Source organism: Mesorhizobium sp. M0701 (assembly GCF_040320365.1).
In the GTDB taxonomy this organism is placed as follows: domain Bacteria; phylum Pseudomonadota; class Alphaproteobacteria; order Rhizobiales; family Rhizobiaceae; genus Mesorhizobium.
This window is the reverse complement of sequence record NZ_JAMYPO010000017.1, coordinates 65,950-87,996: the sequence shown is the minus strand read 5'-3', so window position 1 is coordinate 87,996 and position 22,047 is coordinate 65,950. Positions and strand designations below refer to the sequence as shown.

Here is a 22,047-nt window from a genome sequence, read left to right as displayed (position 1 = left end):
TTCATCCATCACCATTTTCAAACGCGCCTAAGCCTTGGGCAATTAGGTTCGTTGCCATGACCAGTGAAACGATCGCGCCGGAATTGAAAACGACGACCCACCATTTACCGCCGGTCAGGAAGCCGTAGCCGTCGGCGACGGCCAGTCCCCAATCGGCGGAAGGCGGCTGGATGCCGAGGCCGAGAAAACTCAGCGTCGCGATCGAAAAGAACGCGTAGCCCAGCCGAGTGACGAGCTCGATGAGGATCGTCTCCCTGATGTTGGGCAAAATCTCCAGGAACATGATGGGGAGCGCGCCTTCGCCGCCAAGCCGGGCGGCGCTGACATAGTCGCGCTCCTTCTGCTCGCGCACGGCGGCGCGGACGGTGCGCGCCACCAGCGGCGCATAGGCGATGCCGATCACCAGGACGACGGTCAGGTTCGACGGCCCGATCGCCACCAGCGTCATGGTGACGAGAACGATGAATGGAAACGCCATCAGTGTATCGAGCAGCCGCGCGCCGATGGCATCGGTGAGGCCATCGAAATAGCCAAGCACCAGACCGATGATGCTGCCGGCGGCAACGCCGACCAGCGTCGCCAGCGGCGCGACCAGCAGGATATCGCGCGATCCGACGATAATGCGGGACAGCACGTCGCGGCCGAGCTGATCGGTCCCGAACCAATGCGAGGCATCGGGCGGCGTCAGCATCGCCAGAAAATCCTCGGCATAGGGATTATACGGAACGAAAAGATTGCCTGCTACCGCGCATACGACCCAGAACAGTAGCAGCAGCGTTCCGATCACGACCGATGGGGGCAGTCCGGAGAAGGCACTGCCGATCCTGCGCACCGCCGGAAAACCGGCCACGGCGCGCCGTGATGCGGGAAACTCCGTCAGATCCGTCATGGCGAGGTCCGACGGCGTTGCCGCGGATCGAGCAAGGCCAGCACGAAGTCGCCCGCCGCCGCCGAAAGAACAAAGATTGCCGCCATCACCAGCACCCCCGCTTCAAGCATCGGGAAATCTCGCGCCTTGGCCGCGTTCAGAACCAGATTGCCAAGTCCCTGGATGCCGAACAGCGCTTCGATCACAACCAGCCCGCCAAGCATGTATCCGGTCTGCGTCGCCAGCACCGCGATGGTCGGGGTCAGCGCATTGCGCAGCACGTGCCGAAGGATGATCTCGCGCCGCTCAAGCCCTTTCAGGACGGCGGTGCGTGTGTAGTCGGCGGCCATCGCCTCGATCACGCCGGCCCGCGTCATCCGGGCGATGTAGCCGGCAAGATTGAGCACCAGCGGCAGCGCCGGCAGGATCAGATAATAGCCTTGCGTCCAGAAGCCCGCGCCATCCGGCGCAACGCCTGAGATCGGGAACCAGTTCAGCCACAGGCCGAAAACGATGAGCAGCATCAGGCCGGACACAAAATCCGGCACGATGCCTAAGGAGACGCCCGCCATCACGATCAGCCGGTCGATGAGGCGGCCGGCGTTGAGACCGGCGATGACACCGCCGCCAACCCCGAGCGGAATGAGAAAGACCAAAATAATGCCGGCAAGGGATGCGGAGCGCTTCAGGCTCCCCAGCACGAACGGGGCCACCGGCGCGTGCATCGAAAGCGAGGTGCCGAAATCGCCTGACACCGCCTTGCTGAACCAGAGCCAATACTGGACGAGAACTGGCTGGTCGGCGCCCAGCCGCTTGTTCAGCTCCGCCACCGCCTGCGCGTCGGCAAACGGCCCGAGCATCACGCGGCCGACATCGCCGGGCAAAACCTGCCCGGCGAAGAAAACCAGGACACTGACAAGCCACAGCGTGAGGACAAGAGTGCCCACACGCGCTGACAGAATGCGGCCGGTCAGCATGTCGCGATCATGCCTGGACGAAGGAAACGCGATCGAGCAGCAGATGCGAGATTGCGGTGAAGCGCACGCCCTCGACCTTCGAGCTGACAATCCGGCTGTATTGCGAGAAGTAGCTGATGATCGCCGGCGTCTCGTCAAGCAAAAGCGTCTGGATCTTGCCGGCAGCAAGGCGCTGGGCATTGAGGTCACGCGCCTTCGAGTAGTCGAGCAGCAGCGCATCATAGCCGGGGTTGTTGAAATGCGCCGCGTTCCAGGCTCCCGTACTCTTCAGCGTGGCGTTGAGGAAGATGTCGGGCGTGCCGCGATGGCCGTAGTCGGTGATGCCGAGAACCGAATCCAGCCAAGGCGAGCTGCCGAAGGTCGCCGAGCCGTAATAGGCGTCCTGCGGCAGGACATTGAGCTTGACATCGATGCCGACCTTTTTGGCGAAGTTCTGGATGATCACCGCATAGTCGGGAATGTCATAGGCGCGTTCGGTGGTCAGCGTCACCTCGAAGCCGTTCGGCACGCCGGCCTCGCCAAGCAGCCGCTTGGCCTCCGTGATATCCTGCTTGCGCTGCGGCACCGACGGATCGGCCGAAGGGAAGATCGGCGCGAACGGGGTGTCGTTCCCGACGATGGCGCGGCCCTTCAGCAGCCCCTTGACCACCGCCTCGCGGTCGATGGTGAGTGCCAGCGCGCGGCGGATGCGCTTGTCGGTGAACGGCGCCTGGTCGGTTCTGAGATGCACCTGGTCATGCGAGCTTGCCTGCACGCTGAGCAGCTTGAAGTTGGGGTTGCCCTCGATCGCCAGTTCCAGGCGCGTCGTGCTGGGGATGACGTCGAGCTGGCCGGCCTGCAGCGCCAGCACCTGCGCCTGCTCGTCGTCGAAGAACTTGATCTCGATGCGGTCGGGCAGCGCCTTGTCGCCCCAGTAATCGTCATTGCGCACGAAGCTCGCGCCTTGCTTGGGACGGAAGGATTCGAGCTTGAACGGGCCGGTGCCGTTGAAAGTCTTCTCGAAATCGCCGGTATAGTCGGCCGGCAGGATGACGGCATTGTAGACGTCGGAGGAGACATAGAAGGGAAAGTTGCTGTTGGGACCGTCGAGATCGAAGGCGATTGTCTGATCGTCGACCAGTTTGGCGCCACCCTTGGACAGGATGCCCTTGTAGGCTGAGAGCGCCGACGAGCCGCTGGCGGGATCGACCAGCCGCTCGAAGCTCGCCACCACGTCCTTGGCGGTGACGGCGCGGCCATCGTGGAATTTCACTCCTTGCCGCAATTTGAAGGTCCAGCGGCTGGCTGTCTCGTCGGCCTCCCAGGACAAAGCGAGCTTCGGCTGGAGACCGTCCTTCGGATCGTCGAGGATCAGATATTCGCCGACCTGGCTGATCACCCCGATGCTGGCCGGATCGGTCACCGAAACCGGATCGATCGCCTTGGTCGGCTGACCGAGCCCGACACGGACCGTACCGCCGGCGGCCGCGGCGCGCGCGGCTCCGAACCCCTGCGAGGTGGCAAAGCCTGTCAGGCCGAGCAGTGCGGCGTATTTCAGGAGATCGCGGCGCTTGAGAAAGCCGCCCTGATATTCGTCGACGGCGACATTCCAGATGTCCCCCGACAGGCTGCGAAGTGCGTCGATATCCCTGCGTTTGGTCATGTTAAACCCTGCTTTGAAATGAAAATTAAAAACCTATGCGACGGGTTCGCCGTCGAGATGGATGCGGTCAACGGCCTGCGGATAGAAGGCGATGAGGCCTTTGATCTTCGGCATTTCGACGATTGGATCCCGGTAGCTCCAGGCGATGTCCGGGCGCACCGTTCCGTCGCTCAGCAGCCCCGACCAGTAGGAGGCAATGCCCTTGTAGGGACATCGCGTCGTTGTAACGGACGCCGTCAGCCGCTCCAGCCGGATGTCTTCCGCCGGTAGATAGAAACGCGTCGGCAGATGGGTCTCGAACAAAAGCACCGGGCGGTGACTGTCGGCGATCGGCTCACCGTCGAACCAGACCTGCACATGGCTCGTGCTTTGCAGCACATCAATGCGCGCATAAGGGTCTCGCGCATGGACGAAGACCTCTTCGTCCTCCTCGAACCATTGGTCGACGGCCTTCCAGGTGAAGGCGATGCGGCCAGCCAGGGACGCCAGCGATTCGTCCGGCGGCGAGATGAACGCCCACGCCGCGTTGGCACTGCGCCTGTCGCCGCTGTCGATATCCCAATAGGCCGTCTCGCCACCGACTGGATGCGGTTCGCGATGCAGCGAGGGCTTCAGCACCGACGGGTCTACCGCTGACGGCGGGAAGAAATAGATCGGCAGGAAATGGTTGGAGCGCAGCACGAGCACGTTGCGGCTGTCGGCGATCGTGCGGCCGCCGAATTTGACGCGGACGCGCTTGGGACTGTGCAGGACATTGACGAGATGCGGGGCCGTGGCTTCGCGCGGCTGAAGTCTGGGTGCTGCTGTCATGATCGTTGCTCCGAAGCGGATGTCAGGACACGGCGCGTGCGTTGTCGCGCTGCTCGGCGAAGCGGTTTGCCGGCCGCGCCAGACCGAAGCGGTCGCGCAGCGTTCCTGGCGCGTATTCGGTCGGGAACACGCCGCGGCGCTGCAGCTCCGGCACCACCTGCTCGGCGAAATTCACCCAGTCCTCGGGCAGCAGCGGGAACATCAGGTTGAAGCCGTCGGCGGCGCCTGAAACGAACCAGTCCTGCAACTGGTCGGCGATCTGTTTGGGCGTGCCCACGACAGTCGGGACCGAACCGCTGTTGGCGAGCTTGCGGGCGATGTCGCGTAGGCTGAGATTCTGCTTCGACCATTCCTTGACCCGGTTGAGCGATGTCCGTCCGCCATTGAACGTGCTCTCGTCCGGTAGCGGCGGCAGCGGCCCGTCTGGCGGATAGACTGAGAGATCCAACCCGCTCCAGCTTGACAGAAGGTCGATGCCGACCTGATCGGGAAGCAGCGTCTGCAGGTATTCCTGCCGTTCCCGGCCCTCCGCCTCGGAGGCGGCGACGATCGGCAGGATCCCCGGCAGGATCTTAAAGCTCTCCGGCCGCCTGCCGTGGCGGGCAAGCCGCTCGTTGATATCCTGGCGATATTTGATTCCATCCTCCTTGGTGCTGTAGATGGCGAAGTGCGCATCGGCCTGGGCGGCGGCGAAGTTCTTGCCGTCCTCGGACGAGCCTGCCTGGACGATCAGCGGGTGGCCCTGCGGCGGCCGCGAGACGTTGAGGGGTCCGCGCACCTTGAAGTGCTTGCCCTTGTGATCGATGGGGTGGACCTTGTCGGGATCGGCGAAATAGCCCGTCTCCTTGTCGATCAGCAGCGCCTCGTCTTCCCAGCTGTCCCAAAGCGCCTTGACGATATCGAGGAATTCGGCCCCGCGCTCATAGCGGAACGCATGTTCGATGTTGCCGTCGCGGCCGAAATTGCGCGCCTCCTCGTCCATGGCCGATGTGACGACGTTCCACGACGCCCTACCCTTGCTGATATGGTCGAGCGAGGCGAACATGCGCGCAACATTGTAGGGCTCGCTGTACGAGCTCGACGCCGTGGTGATCAGGCCGATGTGTTTGGTCACGCCGGCCAGTGCCGACAGCAGCGTCAATGGCTCAAGGCGGGCATTGGCGTAGTGGGCGACACCGCTCTTGACCGAATCCCAGATCGAAACGTGGTCGGCGACGAAGATGGTGTCGATCCTGGCCCGCTCGGCCGCCTGCACGAGATCACGGTAGAACTCGAAGTCCAGCACCTCCCGGCCCGGCGCCCGCGGATGGCGCCACGACATCCGATGATCGCCCTGCGGGTTGAAGAAAAATGCGCTGAGGATCATGTGGTCTCGAGCCATGCCGGTCTCCTTCCAGATCTGCTCTGGAGCCAAATCTGCTCCGGAGATTGTCGCACTGCTTCGGAAAGCGGTGACAATCGCTCTTGAGCCATGAAAGTTAGATTGCGCTCCGTCCTAACTCGAGTAACTTTATAGATATAATGCATTGCGAAAGTGGAAGCGATTGCCCTCGATCGCGACGCTGGAAGAAAGTGGTTTCAAGCTCCCAATGTCCTCCTCGGTTCTGAACGTCGACCAGCTTTCCATCGCCTATGACGGGCGCAATGGATCGCATCCCGCCGTCAGTGGCGTCTCGCTGCGCATAGGCGAAGGCGAAGCACTCGGCCTTGTCGGCGAGTCCGGATCGGGGAAAAGCTCGGTGGCGCTCGCCATCCTGCGCTATCTGCCGAAGAATGCCCGCATCACGGCGTCAGCGCTGGAGTTCCAGGGCCGCGAAATCCGCGACCTCTCCGCCGAGCAGTTGCGCCAACTCAGGGGAAATCACATCGCCGCCGTCTACCAGCACCCGGGCGCGGCCCTCAACCCAAGCATGACGATCGGCCGCCAGATCACCGAGACGATCATGCGGCATCGCCCGGTGCGCCATGACGAGGCGCGCGAGCGGGCTTGCGAACTGCTCGGGCGCGTTCGGGTGAGCCATCCGGAGCGGGTGCTGGGGCTCTATCCACACGAACTCTCCGGCGGCATGCAGCAGCGCGCCAACATCGCCATCGCGATTGCGCTCGACCCGTCGCTGCTGGTGCTGGACGAGCCGACGACGGCGCTCGACGCCAGCGTTCAGTCCGAGATCATCGCCATCCTCTCCGGCCTGCGCAAGGACCACAAGACCAGCATTCTGCTGATCAGCCACGACATCAACATGATCCGCCGCTCCTGCGACCGGGTGGCGGTGATGCAGTCGGGAACCGTGGTCGAAAGCGGCGCCGCCGGCGATGTCTTCGACAACCCCTCTCACGCCTATACGAAGGCGCTGATCGCCTCGATCCCGGCGCTCAACTACACGAAGCGGAATGGAAGACTGGCGGAGACGGACGGCCTGCCATCGCACTCGGCCGTCCAGAATGAAGATGCCGGCGAGCGCAAAGAACGCCGAATCGCGATCGCCTGTAAAGGTATCAGCCATGCCTTCGGCAGCCAACCGGTGCTCAGCAATGTCGATCTCGATATCGGCCACGGCGAGACCTTCGGGCTGATCGGCGAGTCCGGTTCCGGCAAGTCGACCCTGGCAAGGATCGTCACCGGCCTACAGATGCCAGACGCCGGATCGGTCGAACTGTTCGGCAGGACGGTCGCACCGCGCGTCGAGAAGAGAAGTCTTGGCGAACGCCGCGATGTGCAGATGGTTTTCCAGTCGCCGGATCGCACGCTCAACCCGCGTCAGCGGATCGGCAGGATCCTCGGCCGCCCGCTACGCCGGCTCGCCGGCCTGCGCAGCAGTGAGATAAATGCCCGCATCAGCGATTTGCTGCAATCGGTTCGCCTTGCCGGCGCCACAGCCGAGCAGAAGTCGCGATCACTATCCGGCGGCCAGCGGCAACGGGCGGCCATCGCACGGGCCTTCGCCGGCGTGCCGAAGGTCGTGGTGCTCGACGAACCCACTTCGGCGCTCGACGTTTCCGTCCAGGCAACCGTTCTCAACCTGCTCAACGACCTGCAGCGCGACAAGGACACGACCTATCTGTTCATCAGCCACGATCTCAGGGTCGTGCGCTACATGGCCGACAGGATCGGCGTGCTGTACCGCGGCCGTCTGGTCGAAACCGGCTCATCCGACCAGATTTTTCACGGGCCCAATCATCCCTATACGAAACTGCTGCTGGCGGCGTCTTCAGACGATGCAGCGCCGAAGATCATCTCTCAGGCCGACATCGCGGCGGGCCCGAACCAGGGATGCGCCTTCGCCGGCCGTTGCTCGATCGCTGTTGCCGATTGCAGGAAAGCCGAACCGCCCCTCAGCCAAGCTGGCGACGAGCACCTGATCGCATGTTGGCGGCTCGACCAAGGTTCATGAAGACGGATCATCATTCTGAAGATCCGTCGCGCTCGCGAGGAAGGCACGATGGAGCTGATCCCCGTCGCAAAGTGCCAAGAGACCGGGAGCTGCGGCCGTTCGAGGCGTGGATAGCAGGAAGCTTGGCGATCAGGCATCCACCGTAGTCACAGGCAAGCTCGCATGGCATTTCGTCTGAGGCTCGCTCCTTACAAGGCAATGTCTACAAGTTTGATAGACATTTGCTAAGAAGCCGGTCATACTGCGCTCTTCAAGTGCCTGACTTTTCGCCGTCCATGTTCGCAGGATCAGGAGATGACGATGACGCAGACATTTCTGGAAGCCGTTCCGGGCTGTATCAGGATCGTGATCGGCGCCCTTTTCCCGCCCATGGAGCTTTCACGTTATGCGCCGGACCAGGCGCAGGCGGACGACGCTTCTGACTCCGAGGCGAAATTTCGCCGCTCAGGACGGGATGAAGCTTTCTATTGGGGCATCGGCACTTGCGGCTATTGGTAGGCACCGTCGCATCCGGCCATAGACCTATCATCGAAATGCGGGGGGTTACCTGGCAGCATTGGCTGGCTGTCGCGATCCAGGAGGAGACCGATGATCACACGCCTTTTACCCGCACTGCATGAGGGCCATGCTCCGATTCATTTGCACGGAGCCTTCGACGATGCCTTGGAAGCCTACCAGACCTGGACTCCGGGAACGGACGAGCCGCACGTGGAGTTTGAGAACCATATGGTGCCGATCAGTTCGGTCTTCGGCCGCATGCGGACCTGCACCGATATTCTTCCTTGGCGCATCGAGGGCGATGTCCTAGAGGTTGTCGGCAATACACTGGTGTTCGGCGGCGAAAAGGCGATCACTTACGCCGATGCCGCTCTGGTCCTTCGCGCTTTGTGCGTGAAGCGGCTCCGGAGCGGCGACGTCGGCAACTAACAGGCGACGCTGCATAGGTTCCCGTCAAAGCCGGAGCCGGGCACAAGGGCAGCTCGGCTCCGTATCATTCAGCCAGTATGCGTCGCGATCTGCCCTGATAGCCTCTATTTGCTCAGTCGGTCATGCGCGGCGATGGCCATAGCTCTGCATGGTGCGGATAGACTGGTGCTGCGAGAGAGGATTGAACTCTCGACCTCTCCCTTACCAAGGGAGTGCTCTACCACTGAGCTACCGCAGCCGCCGATGGCGGGGCTTCTGCCATATCGAACCGGCAAGCGCAAGGCCAAGACAAAGACGGGTTGAAAGGCCGCACCGGGCGATCGTTGCGGACATGGCCGTGCCACAATGTTGGCTATCCCTTGATACGCACCGGCGGGTCGCCGGCCGGGGACAGAACGATGAACGGCAAGACAGTTTCTCCGAACAAGGATGGATCACCGAAGAAGGATGGTTCAGCGAAAAAGGCCGGAACGGGCCGCAAGGACCGGCTGGCCGAGCAGTTGCGCGCCAACCTGCAGAAGCGCAAGGCGCAATCGCGCTCACGAAGGACCGGCGACGCCGACAAGCGGCGCGCTGGCGAGGCCGACGAGCTGCCGGAGGGGCTGCAGGCGGCGATGAAAAAAGATTAACGCGAATCGGCTATGTTGGTCGCCGGTACTTTGGCCAAGTCGGCGTGGGCCAAAGTGGGGAGTAGCCTGTTTCTTGAACCAAGCCGGCCAATGGTCTAGATGGCCGCAACAGACTCAACCGATTTAAACCGGCCGTGGCGCCGAGGGGACGCTCTTCATGGATCGCATCAGAATTGTCGGCGGCAACAAGCTTGCCGGAAGCATTCCGATCTCGGGCGCGAAAAACGCTGCGCTGCCGCTGATGATCGCCGCGCTTTTGACCGATGACACGCTGACGCTGGAAAACGTGCCGCATCTGGCCGATGTCGAGCAGCTGATCCGCATCCTCGGCAATCACGGCGTCGACTATTCGGTCAATGGCCGCCGCGAAAAGCAGCAGGAAGGCTATTCGCGCACCATCACTTTCTCGGCCCGCAACATCGTCGACACGACGGCGCCTTACGAGCTGGTGTCGAAGATGCGCGCCTCGTTCTGGGTGATCGGCCCGCTGCTGGCCCGCATGGGCGAAGCCAAGGTGTCGCTGCCCGGCGGCTGCGCCATCGGCACACGGCCGGTTGACCTCTTCCTCGAAGGCCTGCAGGCGCTGGGTGCCGATATCGACGTCGACACCGGCTACGTCATCGCCAAAACCAGGAACGGCCGGCTTGTCGGCAACCGCTACATGTTCCCGAAAGTTTCGGTCGGCGCCACCCATGTGCTGATGATGGCGGCCTCGCTGGCCAAGGGCGAGACGGTGCTCGAAAACGCCGCCCGCGAGCCGGAGATCGTCAACCTCGCCGAATGCCTCAACGCCATGGGCGCGAAGATCTCCGGCGCCGGCACGGCGACCATCACCATCGACGGCGTCGAGGCGCTGTCGGGTGCCCGCGTCAGGGTGATCCCCGACCGCATCGAGACCGGCACCTATGCGATGGCCGTGGCGATGACCGGCGGCGACGTCGTGCTGGAAGGCGCGCGGCCCGACCTGTTGCAGACGGCGCTCGACATCATTTCGCAGACCGGCGCCGAGATCACGCAGACCAATTCCGGCATCCGCGTCAGGCGCAACGGCGCCGGCATTTCGCCGGTCGACGTGACGACGGCGCCCTTCCCGGCTTTCCCGACCGATCTGCAGGCGCAGTTCATGGGCCTGATGACGATGGCCAAGGGCAAGTCGCGCATCACCGAGACGATCTTCGAAAACCGCTTCATGCACGTCCAGGAACTCGCCCGGCTAGGCGCCCACATCACGCTGTCCGGCCAGACGGCGATCGTCGACGGCGTAGCGAAGCTGAAGGGCGCGCCGGTCATGGCGACCGATCTTCGGGCCTCGGTGTCGCTGGTCATTGCCGGCCTTGCGGCCGAAGGCGAAACCACGGTCAACCGCGTCTACCATCTCGACCGCGGCTTCGAGCGGCTGGAGGAAAAGCTGTCTGGCTGCGGCGCGGAAATCGAGCGCATTTCGGGGTAATGATAGCAGGCTCAGGTCGGCGCTGCCCCTCACCTGCCTGCCGGCATCTTCTCGCCGTATAGGGACGGGGAGTAGGACCGCCTCGCGAAGGATTTCGCCAATCTCCGGCGTTGCGGAGAGGGTGCCGAGGTTGCGGCCAGCCCCTACACCCGTCCCTATACGGGGAGAAGGTCCCGGCAGGAGGATGAGGGGCAGCGCCGACCGGGGCGATTGCCTGGCCAAGACCTCCGGCGCGGTTGCACGAGCCGGAAAGACCGCCTAACAGAAGGTCGAATAATCAACTCGCAGGTGCGAATTCCGCATGAATGGCCTCAAGCTTGTCGCGCTCGACGATCAGGATCTGAGCATCATCTCGGCGCATGTCCAGGATGCCGTCATGAAGGTCAGCGATCTCGAATACCTGCCTTCTGTAAAGCGCTTCGTGCTGACCATGAACCGCTTCGTCTGGGAGGCGAAATCCGGCTTCTTGCGCCAGCACAATGAGCGGCGGCAGGCCGTGCTGCATTTCGACCGGGTGCTCGGCGCCAAGACCAGCGGCATTGCCCGCGACAAGCCCGACGAAGTGCTGTCGCTGCTGGCGATCAGCTTTCTCGCGCTCGACAAACCGGCCGGCATCGTCGAGCTGATCTTTTCGGGCGGCGGCGCGATCATGCTCGATGTCGAATGCATCGAGGCACGGCTTGCCGATGTCGGCGGCGCCTGGGAAGCGACGTCGCGCCCGGTCCACAGGGTTTGAGCCGATGGCCATCACGCTTCGCCAGTCCGACGCCGATTTCGAGCAGCGCTTTGCCGCGTTCCTGCTGACCAAGCGGGAAGTCTCGGCCGATGTCGACGCCGTGGTGCGCGAGATCATCGCCAAGGTGCGTGCCGAGGGCGACGCGGCGCTGGTCGGGTACACGCAGAAATTCGGCGGCGGTGACCTGGCCAGGCTCGGCATCGCCGTCTCCAGGGACGACATTGCCAAGGCTTACGAGGCCGCCGATCCGCAGACGGTCGAGGCGCTGAAATTCGCGCGCGAGCGCATCCGCTCCCACCACCAGCGGCAGATGCCGCAGGACGACCGCTACACCGATGCCGCCGGCGTCGAGCTCGGCTCGCGCTGGACGGCAATCGAGGCCGTCGGGCTCTACGTGCCGGGCGGCACGGCGAGCTATCCTAGTTCGGTGCTGATGAACGCGGTGCCGGCCAAGGTCGCCGGCGTCGAGCGCATCGCCATGGTGGTGCCGGCCTCCGGCGGCGAGGTGCCGCCGCTGGTGCTGGTGGCAGCCGACCTTGCCGGTGTCTCCGAAATCTACCGCGTTGGTGGCGCCCAGGCGATCGCGGCCCTTGCCTATGGTACCGAGACGATAAAGCCCGTCGCCAAGATCGTCGGCCCCGGCAATGCCTATGTCGCGGCGGCCAAGCGCCAGGTGTTCGGCACGGTCGGCATCGACATGATCGCCGGGCCGTCGGAAGTGCTGGTTGTCGCCGACGGCAGCAACGATCCGGACTGGATCGCCGCCGACCTCCTCGCCCAGGCCGAACACGACGTGTCGGCGCAGTCGATCCTGATCACCGACGACCGTGCCTTTGGCGCAGCGGTCGAACAGGCGGTGGAGCGGCAGTTGCAGAACCTGCCGCGCGGAGAAACGGCGGCGGCGAGCTGGCGCGATTTCGGCGCCGTCATCCTGGTGCCGACGATCGAGGCAGCACTGCCGCTGGTCGACCGCATCGCGGCCGAACATGTCGAGCTTGCCATCGACGACCCAGAGGGCTTCCTGGCGCGGATGCGCAATGCCGGCGCGGTGTTTCTCGGCCGCCACACGCCGGAAGCCATCGGCGACTATGTCGCCGGCTCCAATCACGTGCTGCCGACGGCGCGCTCGGCGCGCTTTTCGTCCGGGCTTTCGGTGCTCGATTTCGTCAAGCGCACTTCGATCCTGAAGCTCGGGCCGGAGCAGTTGCGGGCACTGGCGCCGGCGGCGATCACGCTCGCCAAGGCGGAAGGCCTCGATGCGCATGGACGCTCCGTCGCCATCCGGCTGAACATGTAGAAATGTCCGACTACGACCAAACCCGCGCCAGGCTGATCGATGTCGAGCTCGACGAGACGATCGGCCGCTCGACGCCCGATGTCGAGCATGAGCGGGCGGTGGCGATCTTCGACCTGATCGAGGAGAACCGCTTCCAGCCGGTCAATGACGACGGCGCCGGGCCGTACCGGCTGAAACTGTCGCTGGCCGAGTCCCGGCTGGTGTTCGCGGTGACGCGCGAGGACGGCGCAGCCGTGGTCACCCACATCCTGTCGCTGACGCCGCTTCGGCGCATCGTCAAGGATTACTACATGATCTGCGAAAGCTATTACGATGCCATCCGCACCGCGACACCCAGCCACATCGAGGCGATCGACATGGGCCGGCGCGGCCTGCACAATGAAGGCTCGCAGACGCTGATGGACAGGCTTGCCGGCAAGATCGAGATTGACTTCGACACGGCGCGCCGGCTGTTCACGCTGGTTTGCGTGCTGCACTGGCGAGGCTGAACTGGCCGCCCCGCTGCCCCGCCCGATCCTGCCCCGCTCGATCCTGTTTGTCTGCGGTATGAACGCCGTGCGCTCGCCGATGGCCGAATTGCTGGCGCGCAAGGTGCTTCCGCCCACCACCTTCGTCGCCTCGGCGGGAGTGCGCGGCGGCGAACGCGATCCGTTCGTCGATGCCGTGCTGGCCGAAGAAGGGCTGTCGCTCGGCGAACGGCACCCGAGAACGATGGACGACCTCGAGGACGATTATTTCGACCTGATCGTGACGCTCGCACCGGAAGCCCACCACACCGCGCTCGAGCTCACCCGCTCGCTGGCCGTCGAGGTCGAGTATTGGCCGATGCCCGACCCGACCGGCGTCAGCGGCACGCGCGAGCAGATCATGGCCGCCTACCGCGACGTGCGCGAGCGGCTGAAGGCGCGGATCGGCCGCCGTTTTCTCGGCAACGGGGCTAAAAACGCCGTGGATTAAGCATGTTCACAAGCGGACGTTTATCATATAGGTTCCGCGCAACTTTCCGGCCGGGGCGCTGGAAGTACCCATCCAAGCAAAGGTATCGAATGCCGAAGGAAGAAGTCCTCGAGTTTCCGGGTGTCGTGACGGAACTGCTGCCCAACGCGATGTTCAGGGTCAAGCTCGAAAACGAACATGAAATCATCGCCCATACGGCCGGCCGCATGCGCAAGAACCGCATCCGCGTTTTGACCGGCGACAAGGTCCTGGTCGAGATGACGCCCTACGATCTGACCAAGGGCCGCATCACCTACCGCTTCAAGTAAGTTCAAGGACCCGGCCGGGATCGCGATGGGCATTTTGCAGAAGCTCGTGCTTGCCTCGGGTTCGCCGCGCCGGATCGAGCTGCTGCAGCAGGCCGGCATCGAGCCGGACCGTGTGCTGCCGGCCGATGTCGACGAGACGCCGCTGCGCGCCGAACACCCGCGCTCGCTGGCCAAGCGCCTGGCAACACAAAAGGCCGAGAAGGCGCTGGCTTCGCTGAAGACCGAAGCCGACTACCTGCCGAGCTTCGTGCTGGCCGCCGACACGGTGGTTGCCGTCGGGCGGCGCATCCTGCCCAAGGCCGAGACGCTCGACGACGCCGCCAACTGCCTCGGGCTTTTGTCCGGCCGTTCGCACCGGGTCTATTCCGGCATCTGCCTGATCACGCCGGGCGGCAAGCAGCGCTTGCGGCTGGTGGAGACCAGGGTGCGTTTCAAGCGGCTGCCGCGCGAGGAAATCGAGGCCTACATCGCATCCGGAGAATGGCGCGGCAAGGCCGGCGGCTATGGCGTCCAGGGGCTTGCCGGCGCCTTCGTCGTCAAGCTTGTCGGCTCCTACACCAACGTCGTCGGCCTGCCACTCTACGAGACGGTAGCGCTTTTGAGCGGCGAAGGGTTTAAGGTGCACGCCAACTGGCTGTCGGGTGCGCGGATATGAGCCCGGAAGACAAGGTCACGCCGCTGCGGCCCAAGCGGCCCTGCCCCGAATGCGGCAAGCCATCGGCGCGCGAAACCTACCCGTTCTGCTCGACGCGCTGCAAGGACATCGACCTCAACCGCTGGCTGAAGGGGGTCTACGTCATCCCGGGCCGCGACGACGAGGACGAGAACGACGACCAGAAATAGCGCCGTCCACCTGCGGTTTTCCACAGGTTTGGGACGGTTTCGCAGCCGCGATCGTGACCGATGATCGGCCTTGCGGACTGCCTGTCGTTTCCCGCCTGAAATCAATGTCCAGAACTTGTTCCATCCGGGCACTGTCGGACGGAACAGGTTCTGGCGTTTTGTTTGAGCATGATCTTTTCCGAAAACCGGATTCCACTTTTCGGGATCATGCTTTTTGTCTGAGCATGATCTTTTTCCGAAAACCGGATTCCACTTTTCGGGATCATGCTCTAAGCGCTGGACAGGCCGGATTCCCGTGCTATAACCCACGCGCTTTCAAGGGGTGCCGACGGCGCTTTCATGAACCCGGTGTGCAGATTGCCGCCCGCCGGAGCAGGCCCAGATAGCTCAGTTGGTAGAGCAGCGGACTGAAAATCCGCGTGTCGGTGGTTCGAATCCGCCTCTGGGCACCATTTTTCCCTAAGTGCTTGTTTCTTCTGAAAGCCTTGATTTACAAGGAGTTCAGCCTCTCGACTGTCATACACGGTGTGATACAAAGGGGTATGGAAGAGATGGGCAAGTTACCGAACACGATCGTGCGGAATGGCACTTTTTACGTTCACGTACGGATTCCGAAAGACCTTCTGGCGAGCTACGAAGGCAAGCGTTTCATCACCAAGTCGCTTGGCGAAACGGACTGCAAGAGAGCCGGCCGGAAGCTCCATGACGAGATGGCCGAGATCAACAGCCAGTTCGACAAGAGGCGTGCTGCCAAGAGGACAGCGGAGGTCCAAGGGGCCGCGCCCGCTCCAGAGCCAGCACCGACATTGAGCTTTGCCGAGATCGCCCGGCAACATGCCCGCGATGTCAGCGACAAGGAATTTACCGAGCGCGCCGCCCTATTCGAGGCAGCGACCGCAGACGACTCAAAGCCATTTTGGCAAGGTCAGGTAGTCCCGTTACCCGGCAAGCGATGGAAGGATGAACCCGACCCGCGACCAGAGTCCCGATATTTCGACCACCTCGTTGAGGACGGTGATCTTGATCGCGTCATTGGCTGCATCACCCGAACACGGGTCAAGGATCGGATTACTGACCTCCGCCGCATGCTGGCGATTGGCGACCTTAGCGAACTGGCAGCGATTGCCGATGAACGGTCCCCCGGCATCGACGCTGCCCGTCGACTCGTTCTTGCGCGGCTAATTGCCCGTGCCGAGATCGACGCCTTGGAAGCCATCATGGCAGGTGAACCGGATGCTGGTGCGGAAAGTGCCGCAGCCGCGCCTGTGGAGCCCAGCGAGGGCCGAACAGATGCACAGGTGCCAGTTCGCCCTAAAGGCGGCTCCGGCCCTCGCCTGTCCCTCGTACTGGCTGACTGGATAGCTGAAAAGGCGCGCACTAACTCATGGCGTGAGAAGACCCGCCTGGAGCGCGAAGCGAACGTCAAGTCGTTCATCGAAGTGATTGGCGATCATCCCATTGGCACCTATGCCAGGGCCGAGGCGAAGCGCTTCAAGGATATCCTGTTCAACATTCCGCCGAACGCTCACAAGAAGGCGGCATACAAGGGTCTAGGTCTGGTCGCGATTGCCGAGAAGGCCGAGGCCGCAGGCGATCAAAAGCCGGCTGCAAAGAACGTCGCGTTGAAGATGGACGCGGTGTCAGCATTGTTCTTCTGGGCTCGGAAGAACTTCGATGAGGTCGTCACCAATCCATTCGAGGGCGTGAAGCCACAGGTGGATAGCGTGGCACGAGAGGAACGTGACCCGTTCAGTATCGACGAACTGAAAGCCATCTTCGCCAGCCCACCATTCACCGGCGCAAAATCCGAGCACCATTGGCTACAGCCCGGCAATGAGGTTCTGAACTCATCTGGTAAGTTCTGGGTACCCCTCATCGGCGCGTATACCGGCGCTAGATTGATGGAAATAGTCCAGCTTCAGAAAGCCGACGTGCAGACCATCGGGGAAGTGACGTTCATCAATCTCACCACCGATGGTGGCGACAAGTGGCTAAAGACACGTGGGGCCAAGCGGCGCATTCCCGTGCATCCTGCCTTGGTGAAGGCGGGCTTCCTCGATCTCGTTGCCAAGGTAAAAAGCCCTGCCGATCGGCTATTCCCCGATATCGAGATTGGTGGTGCGGAGAACCGTTCCTCGCCAGCGTCGAAGCTCTTCGTCCGACTCATCCGTGCTGCTGGCGTCAAGACTCGGAAGAACTGTTTCCATAGCTTCCGCCATTCGTTTGAAGATGCCTGCCGAGACGCGGAAGTCGACTCAGGCGTCATGAACGCTCTGCAAGGCCACGTCGAACGCGGGATGGCAGGACGCTACGGCAGCGGATTCAAGCTGGAGCGGTTGAGTGTGGAAATATCCAAGATCAGATATGGGCTGGCATTCGAGGGTTGAGTGCAGAACAAAAAAGAGGCCGCATCGGCGTGAGACGATGCGGCCCCAAACAAGCGCCGGTGCGAGACGGAGCTTATCCGTTCTGATGATATTCCTTCGCCCATACGCTGCCGCCGAGAACCCGGAAACGGGCCGTCTGGCCTTCGAGGACCAGGTGCCCGGCCACCTCGGCATCGACGCTTTCCGAAGAGCTAATCGCCACGAAAGCATCGCCTTCGAGCGCCGAGACTTGGACAGTGAAAAAACCATGGCCCCAATCCACACCAAGCGGCGTCATACCGTCTTCACTGACCCAAAACGCAGGTGCAAGCGCCTGCCGAAGACAATTGTGATCGGGGCCGCTGGTCAGCCAAGATTCAGCACGTAGCAGCATGATTAGGCCCTCATTTCCGCGCGTTTCATCGCCGAGAGCATCTGCCGCTGAGTTTCCTGTTTTGACTTTTTGAAGGTATCGAAGTCGCGGATTCCGTTCAGATGGAACGTATTGTGCTGGACGGGACGTTCGCGGCTGCGATCGTTCGACCGGTTATCGTTCCCAAGGTCTACAGGGATTTCACGGCCACGGGTCAATGGGATAACCGCTTCATTGGGATGCAAAACCGCAGGCAGGCCGCCAGAGGTGTTCGGCGTGCCCTCGGAATAATGGGGCGCGCTGGCCCATGCGCCGGTCGGCAGTGAGGCCCGCGTCAGTGGCGACGTGGAATAGCCGCCTTCCGAGAACAGGCCACCGAGCATGCTGCCAATGCCCCCTCCGCCCATCATGGATTGGAGAAGCTGCATGATCATGCCACCGAACTGACCAAGACCCGGAATAGCGGACGCCAGAGGGCCAAGGAGGCTGCTGATGCCCTGGCCGAAGCCGCCGACACCGGATGCACCGGCTTGCGCCTGTGTGCCCGCTGTAGCCGCCTGTTGGCCGGCTGTAGCAATCGACTGCCCTACCGTGGTGAACTGCGGCGAGGCACTTCCTGCCAACGTGCCAGCCGTCTGGACCTGAACGCCCGTCATCGTAGAGGCCGTGGCGAGGTTCTGATTTGCGGCGCGCATGGTGTCGAAGGCCGGAGCAGTTGCCGTAGCTGTCGTGCCAATGGTCTTCAATTTGGCGTTCAGAGCATCAATGCCTTGGGTCGTCGCGGGATCGACGCGCGGTGGCGTCAATTGGATCTCGCGACCGACCCGGAAACCTTCGATCGCTTCCTGCTTGGCCATCAGTGCACGACGCTGTTCAGCCGTCATGTCGGACATGCGCGTCTGGGTGCTGACGCCGGCAGCGGCGGCAAGCTGGTCGGTGTAATTGCGGGTGTTATTTTCGGACGGCGGCGCATATTTAGCGACCGCAGCCTCCAGCGTCTTGTTCCTGTAGCCGGGCGAATTGAACAGAAGGTTCTCACGAGCAGCGCGGCCATGCTCCAGTGTGTCGAAGGCGGCGAACCGACCACCACCGGGCAGGTAGCCCGGTTGTGATGCAGTGAACTTGCCGGCCTCGATATTGCCGGGGTTGTTGTTGCGCCAAGCAAACGTACCGTCGCGGCGGACGGTGCTGCCATCCGCCCGCATGAACGAGGTCGTGTTATTGCCGGCGGCGATGACCTTGGTGAACCCAGCACCCATGGTCTCGCCGGCACGGGCCAGATCACCATTGTTCGGTGTAATGCCCGGCGCGAAGCGTTCAGGATCGACGTAGCCGATGCGATTGGTCTTGGCCGTGGTGTTCGCGCCGATCGGGCCAGTTGCTGCCCATCCTGCCGGCAAGGCTCTGCCCGGCTCGATTGGGAAGCGATCTGTTCCAAGCGGCATTCGTGGGGCAACGGTGCTACCTGGGATATCCGCCAGCGGTGCACGCGTGATCTGTGACATCGGGCCGAGGCCGCCATCGACCAGCATGCCATTGATGGATAGGCCCGTCGTGTAGACGTTGGTCATGGCAGTTGAGATCGTGCTGCCGATGTTGGCGAGCTTCGCGAGAGCAGCGTCTGCCATGCTGCCGCCGTTGGTCTGACCATCCATACCCATTCCCTTGAACATGTCCTTGAGAAGACTGTTCAGGCTGATCTGGACGAAGGTCTTAAGGATCGAACGCGCCAGTCCTGCGAAGTCGGACTCTGCGCCGGTCACGAAATTGGTTAGCTCGTCGGACAGTCCGCCAATACCATCCTTGATCGCGTTCTGGATTGAGTCATTGAAGTCGCCGACAGATGTAGTCCACCGCTCGATACCGTTGCCAATTTCTCCGGCCATACGACCGACACCACGGTAATAATCCTGCAAAGCGGCAAGGCCGGAAGCGCCGATGTCCTGACCTTTCTGAAGGTCGTTGTAATCCCTCTGGGCATCGTTGAGGGCCTTCTGTTCGCCCGTCTTGGCGCGAAGGTTGGCGAGATCGTCGCCGTGGTCACGTGCCAGTGCGCCAGCCGGATTGCGGTCATCAAGAGTCTTGACAGCAAGCGCCTTTTTCCACGGTGCGGCATCGATGCCTTTCTTGGCAGCGATAGCGTCTAGGAGGACAAGCTGTTTCTGGTACTCGTCGTTAGCCTTGCCAACGGCGTTGACCTCATCCCAGACGGCTTGCTGGGCATCTGTGAGGGCAGAGAGCTTGGCGGCTGCATTGCTGGCCTCACGAGTGGCGTTTCGGCTGATTAGGTCTTGGTTCAAGAGGTCCGCGTCTTGGATTGCCTTGGCGTATTTGTCGGTCTCGGCCATGGCAGCGCCGAAGGCCTTGGACACGCCATCACCAAGGCCAGCGCCGAAGCTGGCCACCTTATCGGACAGGGCCGTGAAGACCGCACCAGCGCCATCGATCAATGCGTTGGTGGCTCTACTGTCGTTGAAGGCCGAATCGATTGCGGCAGCGAAGAGTCCAAGGGCGGCGACCGTCAGCATGACCTCGCTGGTCAGAACCGCAAACGCCGCGCCGATGCCACCCACTGCTGCCAGAGTCTCGCCACCGGCGAAGATCATCATAGCTGTTTTCAAACCGCGAAAGGCCGCAGTCGCGCCGGTGACCAGCGGGGCCATCAGCGTAATTGGAAGGACCAACAATCGCAGGGCGGCGGCGGCGGCTGTGATCGCAGCATAACCTGCGAATGCCTTCATGAAGGTGGCAACGGTGTCAGTGTTGTCCGAGAGGATTTTGACCGTTGCGCCAATCACGCGGAAGGCCGATCCGAGGTAGGTGCCAACATCGGCGGCGAACTTCTTCACCGGGTCGCTGTTCAATGCGGCGGCCAACTGCTTTGCGAGCGCACCCAGACCAGCGTTGAAGCCATTGTCGAACAGAGTCCGCTGGAAAGTCGTCCAAGCATTCTGGAGCCCCACGATGGACGCCTGCGAAGAATTCATTGCGGACGCCATAGCCGGCCCGAACTGCGACTGGAGTCGCGCGGACATCTTAACCAGAGCGTCCGACCCGACTTCGCCGGCCTGCATCATTTTCTGGAGTTTGAGCGTGGTCACGCCAAGGCTGTCGGCAAGAATCTGGGCCGCTCCAGGCATCGCCTCGGCCAACTGGCCTCTAAGCTCTTCCATCTGGATGGTGCCCTTCGACATCATTTGCGTGAGCGCAAGGAAGGCGTTCTTCTGCTGCTCGGTGCTCGTGCCCATGGCAGCGAAGGCAGTCGAGAACGACGAGAAAATCTTCTGGGTATCAGCGACACTGACGCCGGACAGACGAGCGGCAGTCGCGAACTGGCCATAGCTGGTAGCCACGGCGTCCAACGAGATGGGCATCTGGGCAGTGAGGTTCTGTAGAAACCGCATCTGCTGTCCAACTTCGTCGGAGGACGATGCAACCGTGCCCAGAGTTCTCTGCAAACTGATGAAGGCGCTGCCCGTCTGGTACACGCCGCGTGCTGCTGCAACCGCACCAATGCCTGCCAATGCGCTCCGCAAGAGGTTCGCGGCGGACGTGGTGGATGACATCTGCGACGTGAAACCACGAAGTGAATTCGTCGACTTCGAGAAATCGGGCAGGCTCCCCCGACCCACGCGAAGGCTTAGACCATTGAGGCGCGATAGCGCGGCGGCGGCAGCATTGATGCGAGCGGGATTGGCTACGGCGAGCCCGGCGACAAGGGCGTTGAGGTTGCGAACGGCAGCAAGCGGTGGGCCTTTGAAACCTACTAGCGCAGCCTTGATTTGATTAAGGGACGTGACGAGTCGGCCGTCGATGCGGATACGGTTCAAGTTCGCCAAGGCAATCGGTACGGCCTTTATGGCGGCTGCATTGAAACGGAAGTTGGCGAGTGCCTTCTGGAGGGTCTGGAGATTGGTGACCAGCGCCTTGGAGACCTTGACCTTGCTGAGAGCGTCGAGAGCGACAGCGGTGCCCCTGGCTGACTTGGCGAGGCTACCCAGATTCGATCTGCCGAGCTTGTCGAGAGACGCAAAGGCGCTCTTCGACACGGAGTCGAACTGGCGCAGTGCCTTCAGGGAATCCGAGACAGAGCGAGTGAATTGCGTGACGCCTGTTTGAGCCTTGCGGCTATCGACGCCAATCTGGATATTGAAATCTGACATGGGACTCCCGTGCGCTGCGAGAGCGCGTGACGATTAGGTACTGTCGGGAGTGAGGCGCACCGCGCCGGGACGCTTATGGTTTTGAGAGCTCGGCCACCTTGCCGGGAGGGGAACGGCAAGGTGGCGGCTAACCTCGAAGTCTATTAAGCTTCGAGGATCGGTTGGATTAGGTGCGCCGGCCCAGCCCGGTGATTTGTCTGCTGTCGGAACTGGGCCAGCTGACTCGAAGCGAGCTCTGCGCTTCGAGGATACGGTGCGGCGACTAGCGAAAGGACAACTCTAGCCGCCGCCATGCATACTGAGCTTCAC

At 62.4% G+C, this 22,047-nt stretch carries 20 protein-coding genes and 2 tRNA genes; 14 read left to right on the top strand and 8 right to left on the bottom strand.

Features of this window, described 5'->3' with window-relative positions; translation table 11 throughout:
• Position 1: 1 nt before the first annotated feature.
• The 5 genes from NKI24_RS18080 to NKI24_RS18060 are packed head-to-tail and all read right to left on the bottom strand — an operon-like array spanning position 2 to position 5,678.
• On the bottom strand, positions 2-889 hold the full coding sequence (locus NKI24_RS18080; RefSeq protein ID WP_352453580.1) for an ABC transporter permease: 888 nt from the start codon (positions 887-889) through the stop codon (positions 2-4).
• Positions 886-1,845: an ABC transporter permease gene (locus NKI24_RS18075; protein ID WP_352747111.1), complete on the bottom strand. Its 960-nt coding sequence runs from the start codon at positions 1,843-1,845 to the stop codon at positions 886-888. Before NKI24_RS18075 ends, NKI24_RS18080 begins: the two co-directional genes overlap by 4 nt.
• A 7-nt stretch (positions 1,846-1,852) precedes the next feature.
• The gene (locus tag NKI24_RS18070; protein WP_352501738.1) at positions 1,853-3,487 is read right to left on the bottom strand and encodes an ABC transporter substrate-binding protein; all 1,635 of its coding nucleotides are present in this window, start codon (positions 3,485-3,487) and stop codon (positions 1,853-1,855) included.
• A gap of 33 nt (positions 3,488-3,520) precedes the next feature.
• Positions 3,521-4,297, bottom strand: coding sequence for a DUF427 domain-containing protein (locus NKI24_RS18065; protein WP_352453577.1), 777 nt, complete (start codon positions 4,295-4,297; stop codon positions 3,521-3,523).
• 22 nt (positions 4,298-4,319) lie between these two features.
• A complete protein-coding gene (locus NKI24_RS18060; RefSeq protein ID WP_352501736.1) occupies positions 4,320-5,678 on the bottom strand; it encodes an LLM class flavin-dependent oxidoreductase in 1,359 nt (452 codons plus the stop codon).
• Positions 5,679-5,886: 208 nt separating this feature from the next.
• Between NKI24_RS18060 and NKI24_RS18055 the strand changes: the two genes are divergently transcribed.
• The 3 genes from NKI24_RS18055 (at position 5,887) to NKI24_RS18045 (ending at position 8,616) form a co-directional block, all read left to right on the top strand.
• Entirely contained in the window at positions 5,887-7,689 is a 1,803-nt protein-coding gene (locus NKI24_RS18055) for a dipeptide ABC transporter ATP-binding protein (RefSeq protein WP_352747106.1), read from the top strand.
• 294 nt (positions 7,690-7,983) lie between these two features.
• A complete protein-coding gene (locus NKI24_RS18050) occupies positions 7,984-8,187 on the top strand; it encodes a hypothetical protein (protein ID WP_352457712.1) in 204 nt (67 codons plus the stop codon).
• A 90-nt stretch (positions 8,188-8,277) separates the two neighbouring features.
• Entirely contained in the window at positions 8,278-8,616 is a 339-nt protein-coding gene (locus tag NKI24_RS18045) for a BRA0787 family protein (RefSeq protein ID WP_352453574.1), read from the top strand.
• A gap of 163 nt (positions 8,617-8,779) precedes the next feature.
• Here the strand turns inward: NKI24_RS18045 and NKI24_RS18040 are convergent.
• Positions 8,780-8,854 (bottom strand) — tRNA-Thr (locus NKI24_RS18040).
• A gap of 160 nt (positions 8,855-9,014) precedes the next feature.
• Between NKI24_RS18040 and NKI24_RS18035 the strand changes: the two genes are divergently transcribed.
• The 11 genes from NKI24_RS18035 (at position 9,015) to NKI24_RS17985 (ending at position 17,223) form a co-directional block, all read left to right on the top strand.
• Positions 9,015-9,245 (top strand): hypothetical protein, encoded by a 231-nt coding sequence (locus NKI24_RS18035; RefSeq protein ID WP_352747102.1) that lies wholly within the window; start codon positions 9,015-9,017, stop codon positions 9,243-9,245.
• Positions 9,246-9,402: 157 nt separating this feature from the next.
• Entirely contained in the window at positions 9,403-10,695 is a 1,293-nt protein-coding gene (murA, locus tag NKI24_RS18030; RefSeq protein ID WP_352614714.1) for a UDP-N-acetylglucosamine 1-carboxyvinyltransferase, read from the top strand.
• 301 nt (positions 10,696-10,996) lie between these two features.
• Positions 10,997-11,431, top strand: a complete 435-nt coding sequence (locus NKI24_RS18025) for a DUF2948 family protein (RefSeq protein ID WP_352457708.1) — start codon at positions 10,997-10,999, stop codon at positions 11,429-11,431.
• A 4-nt stretch (positions 11,432-11,435) separates the two neighbouring features.
• On the top strand, positions 11,436-12,728 hold the full coding sequence (hisD, locus tag NKI24_RS18020; RefSeq protein ID WP_352747098.1) for a histidinol dehydrogenase: 1,293 nt from the start codon (positions 11,436-11,438) through the stop codon (positions 12,726-12,728).
• 2 nt (positions 12,729-12,730) lie between these two features.
• Positions 12,731-13,216, top strand: coding sequence for a UPF0262 family protein (locus tag NKI24_RS18015; RefSeq protein ID WP_352747096.1), 486 nt, complete (start codon positions 12,731-12,733; stop codon positions 13,214-13,216).
• A 1-nt stretch (position 13,217) separates the two neighbouring features.
• Positions 13,218-13,685, top strand: a complete 468-nt coding sequence (locus NKI24_RS18010; protein ID WP_352747161.1) for an arsenate-mycothiol transferase ArsC — start codon at positions 13,218-13,220, stop codon at positions 13,683-13,685.
• 89 nt (positions 13,686-13,774) lie between these two features.
• A complete protein-coding gene (gene infA / locus NKI24_RS18005) occupies positions 13,775-13,993 on the top strand; it encodes a translation initiation factor IF-1 (RefSeq protein ID WP_006200926.1) in 219 nt (72 codons plus the stop codon).
• 25 nt (positions 13,994-14,018) lie between these two features.
• Positions 14,019-14,648 (top strand): Maf-like protein, encoded by a 630-nt coding sequence (locus tag NKI24_RS18000; protein ID WP_352457706.1) that lies wholly within the window; start codon positions 14,019-14,021, stop codon positions 14,646-14,648.
• The gene (yacG, locus tag NKI24_RS17995; RefSeq protein WP_352747094.1) at positions 14,645-14,836 is read left to right on the top strand and encodes a DNA gyrase inhibitor YacG; all 192 of its coding nucleotides are present in this window, start codon (positions 14,645-14,647) and stop codon (positions 14,834-14,836) included. Before NKI24_RS18000 ends, yacG begins: the two co-directional genes overlap by 4 nt.
• Positions 14,837-15,212: 376 nt before the next feature.
• Positions 15,213-15,288 (top strand) — tRNA-Phe (locus NKI24_RS17990).
• A 90-nt stretch (positions 15,289-15,378) separates the two neighbouring features.
• On the top strand, positions 15,379-17,223 hold the full coding sequence (locus tag NKI24_RS17985; RefSeq protein ID WP_352747091.1) for a DUF6538 domain-containing protein: 1,845 nt from the start codon (positions 15,379-15,381) through the stop codon (positions 17,221-17,223).
• Between the two features lie 73 nt (positions 17,224-17,296).
• Here NKI24_RS17985 and NKI24_RS17980 read toward each other — a convergent pair whose 3' ends face one another.
• Together NKI24_RS17980 and NKI24_RS17975 are read right to left on the bottom strand one after the other, a co-directional pair.
• Positions 17,297-17,596 carry a hypothetical protein gene (locus NKI24_RS17980; protein ID WP_352747088.1) on the bottom strand — a complete coding sequence of 100 codons (300 nt, stop codon included), beginning with the start codon at positions 17,594-17,596 and terminating at the stop codon, positions 17,297-17,299.
• A gap of 2 nt (positions 17,597-17,598) precedes the next feature.
• The gene (locus tag NKI24_RS17975) at positions 17,599-21,738 is read right to left on the bottom strand and encodes a tape measure protein (RefSeq protein WP_352747085.1); all 4,140 of its coding nucleotides are present in this window, start codon (positions 21,736-21,738) and stop codon (positions 17,599-17,601) included.
• Positions 21,739-22,047 lie beyond the last annotated feature (309 nt).

Excerpts from the sequence above, each read along its gene's own strand:
- NKI24_RS18015 (WP_352747096.1), top strand. The coding sequence starts at position 12,731 with ATGTCCGACTACGACCAAACCCGCGCCAGGCTGATCGATGTCGAGCTC.
- NKI24_RS18000 (WP_352457706.1), top strand. The coding sequence starts at position 14,019 with ATGGGCATTTTGCAGAAGCTCGTGCTTGCCTCGGGTTCGCCGCGCCGG.
- NKI24_RS18055 (WP_352747106.1), top strand. The coding sequence starts at position 5,887 with ATGTCCTCCTCGGTTCTGAACGTCGACCAGCTTTCCATCGCCTATGAC.
- NKI24_RS18045 (WP_352453574.1), top strand. The coding sequence starts at position 8,278 with ATGATCACACGCCTTTTACCCGCACTGCATGAGGGCCATGCTCCGATT.
- yacG (WP_352747094.1), top strand. The coding sequence starts at position 14,645 with ATGAGCCCGGAAGACAAGGTCACGCCGCTGCGGCCCAAGCGGCCCTGC.
- NKI24_RS17980 (WP_352747088.1), bottom strand. The coding sequence starts at position 17,596 with ATGCTGCTACGTGCTGAATCTTGGCTGACCAGCGGCCCCGATCACAAT.
- hisD (WP_352747098.1), top strand. The coding sequence starts at position 11,436 with ATGGCCATCACGCTTCGCCAGTCCGACGCCGATTTCGAGCAGCGCTTT.
- NKI24_RS18080 (WP_352453580.1), bottom strand. The coding sequence starts at position 889 with ATGACGGATCTGACGGAGTTTCCCGCATCACGGCGCGCCGTGGCCGGT.
- murA (WP_352614714.1), top strand. The coding sequence starts at position 9,403 with ATGGATCGCATCAGAATTGTCGGCGGCAACAAGCTTGCCGGAAGCATT.
- NKI24_RS18025 (WP_352457708.1), top strand. The coding sequence starts at position 10,997 with ATGAATGGCCTCAAGCTTGTCGCGCTCGACGATCAGGATCTGAGCATC.
- NKI24_RS18070 (WP_352501738.1), bottom strand. The coding sequence starts at position 3,487 with ATGACCAAACGCAGGGATATCGACGCACTTCGCAGCCTGTCGGGGGAC.
- NKI24_RS17975 (WP_352747085.1), bottom strand. The coding sequence starts at position 21,738 with ATGTCAGATTTCAATATCCAGATTGGCGTCGATAGCCGCAAGGCTCAA.
- NKI24_RS18035 (WP_352747102.1), top strand. The coding sequence starts at position 9,015 with ATGAACGGCAAGACAGTTTCTCCGAACAAGGATGGATCACCGAAGAAG.
- NKI24_RS17985 (WP_352747091.1), top strand. The coding sequence starts at position 15,379 with ATGGAAGAGATGGGCAAGTTACCGAACACGATCGTGCGGAATGGCACT.
- NKI24_RS18050 (WP_352457712.1), top strand. The coding sequence starts at position 7,984 with ATGACGATGACGCAGACATTTCTGGAAGCCGTTCCGGGCTGTATCAGG.
- NKI24_RS18060 (WP_352501736.1), bottom strand. The coding sequence starts at position 5,678 with ATGGCTCGAGACCACATGATCCTCAGCGCATTTTTCTTCAACCCGCAG.
- NKI24_RS18065 (WP_352453577.1), bottom strand. The coding sequence starts at position 4,297 with ATGACAGCAGCACCCAGACTTCAGCCGCGCGAAGCCACGGCCCCGCAT.
- NKI24_RS18075 (WP_352747111.1), bottom strand. The coding sequence starts at position 1,845 with ATGCTGACCGGCCGCATTCTGTCAGCGCGTGTGGGCACTCTTGTCCTC.
- infA (WP_006200926.1), top strand. The coding sequence starts at position 13,775 with ATGCCGAAGGAAGAAGTCCTCGAGTTTCCGGGTGTCGTGACGGAACTG.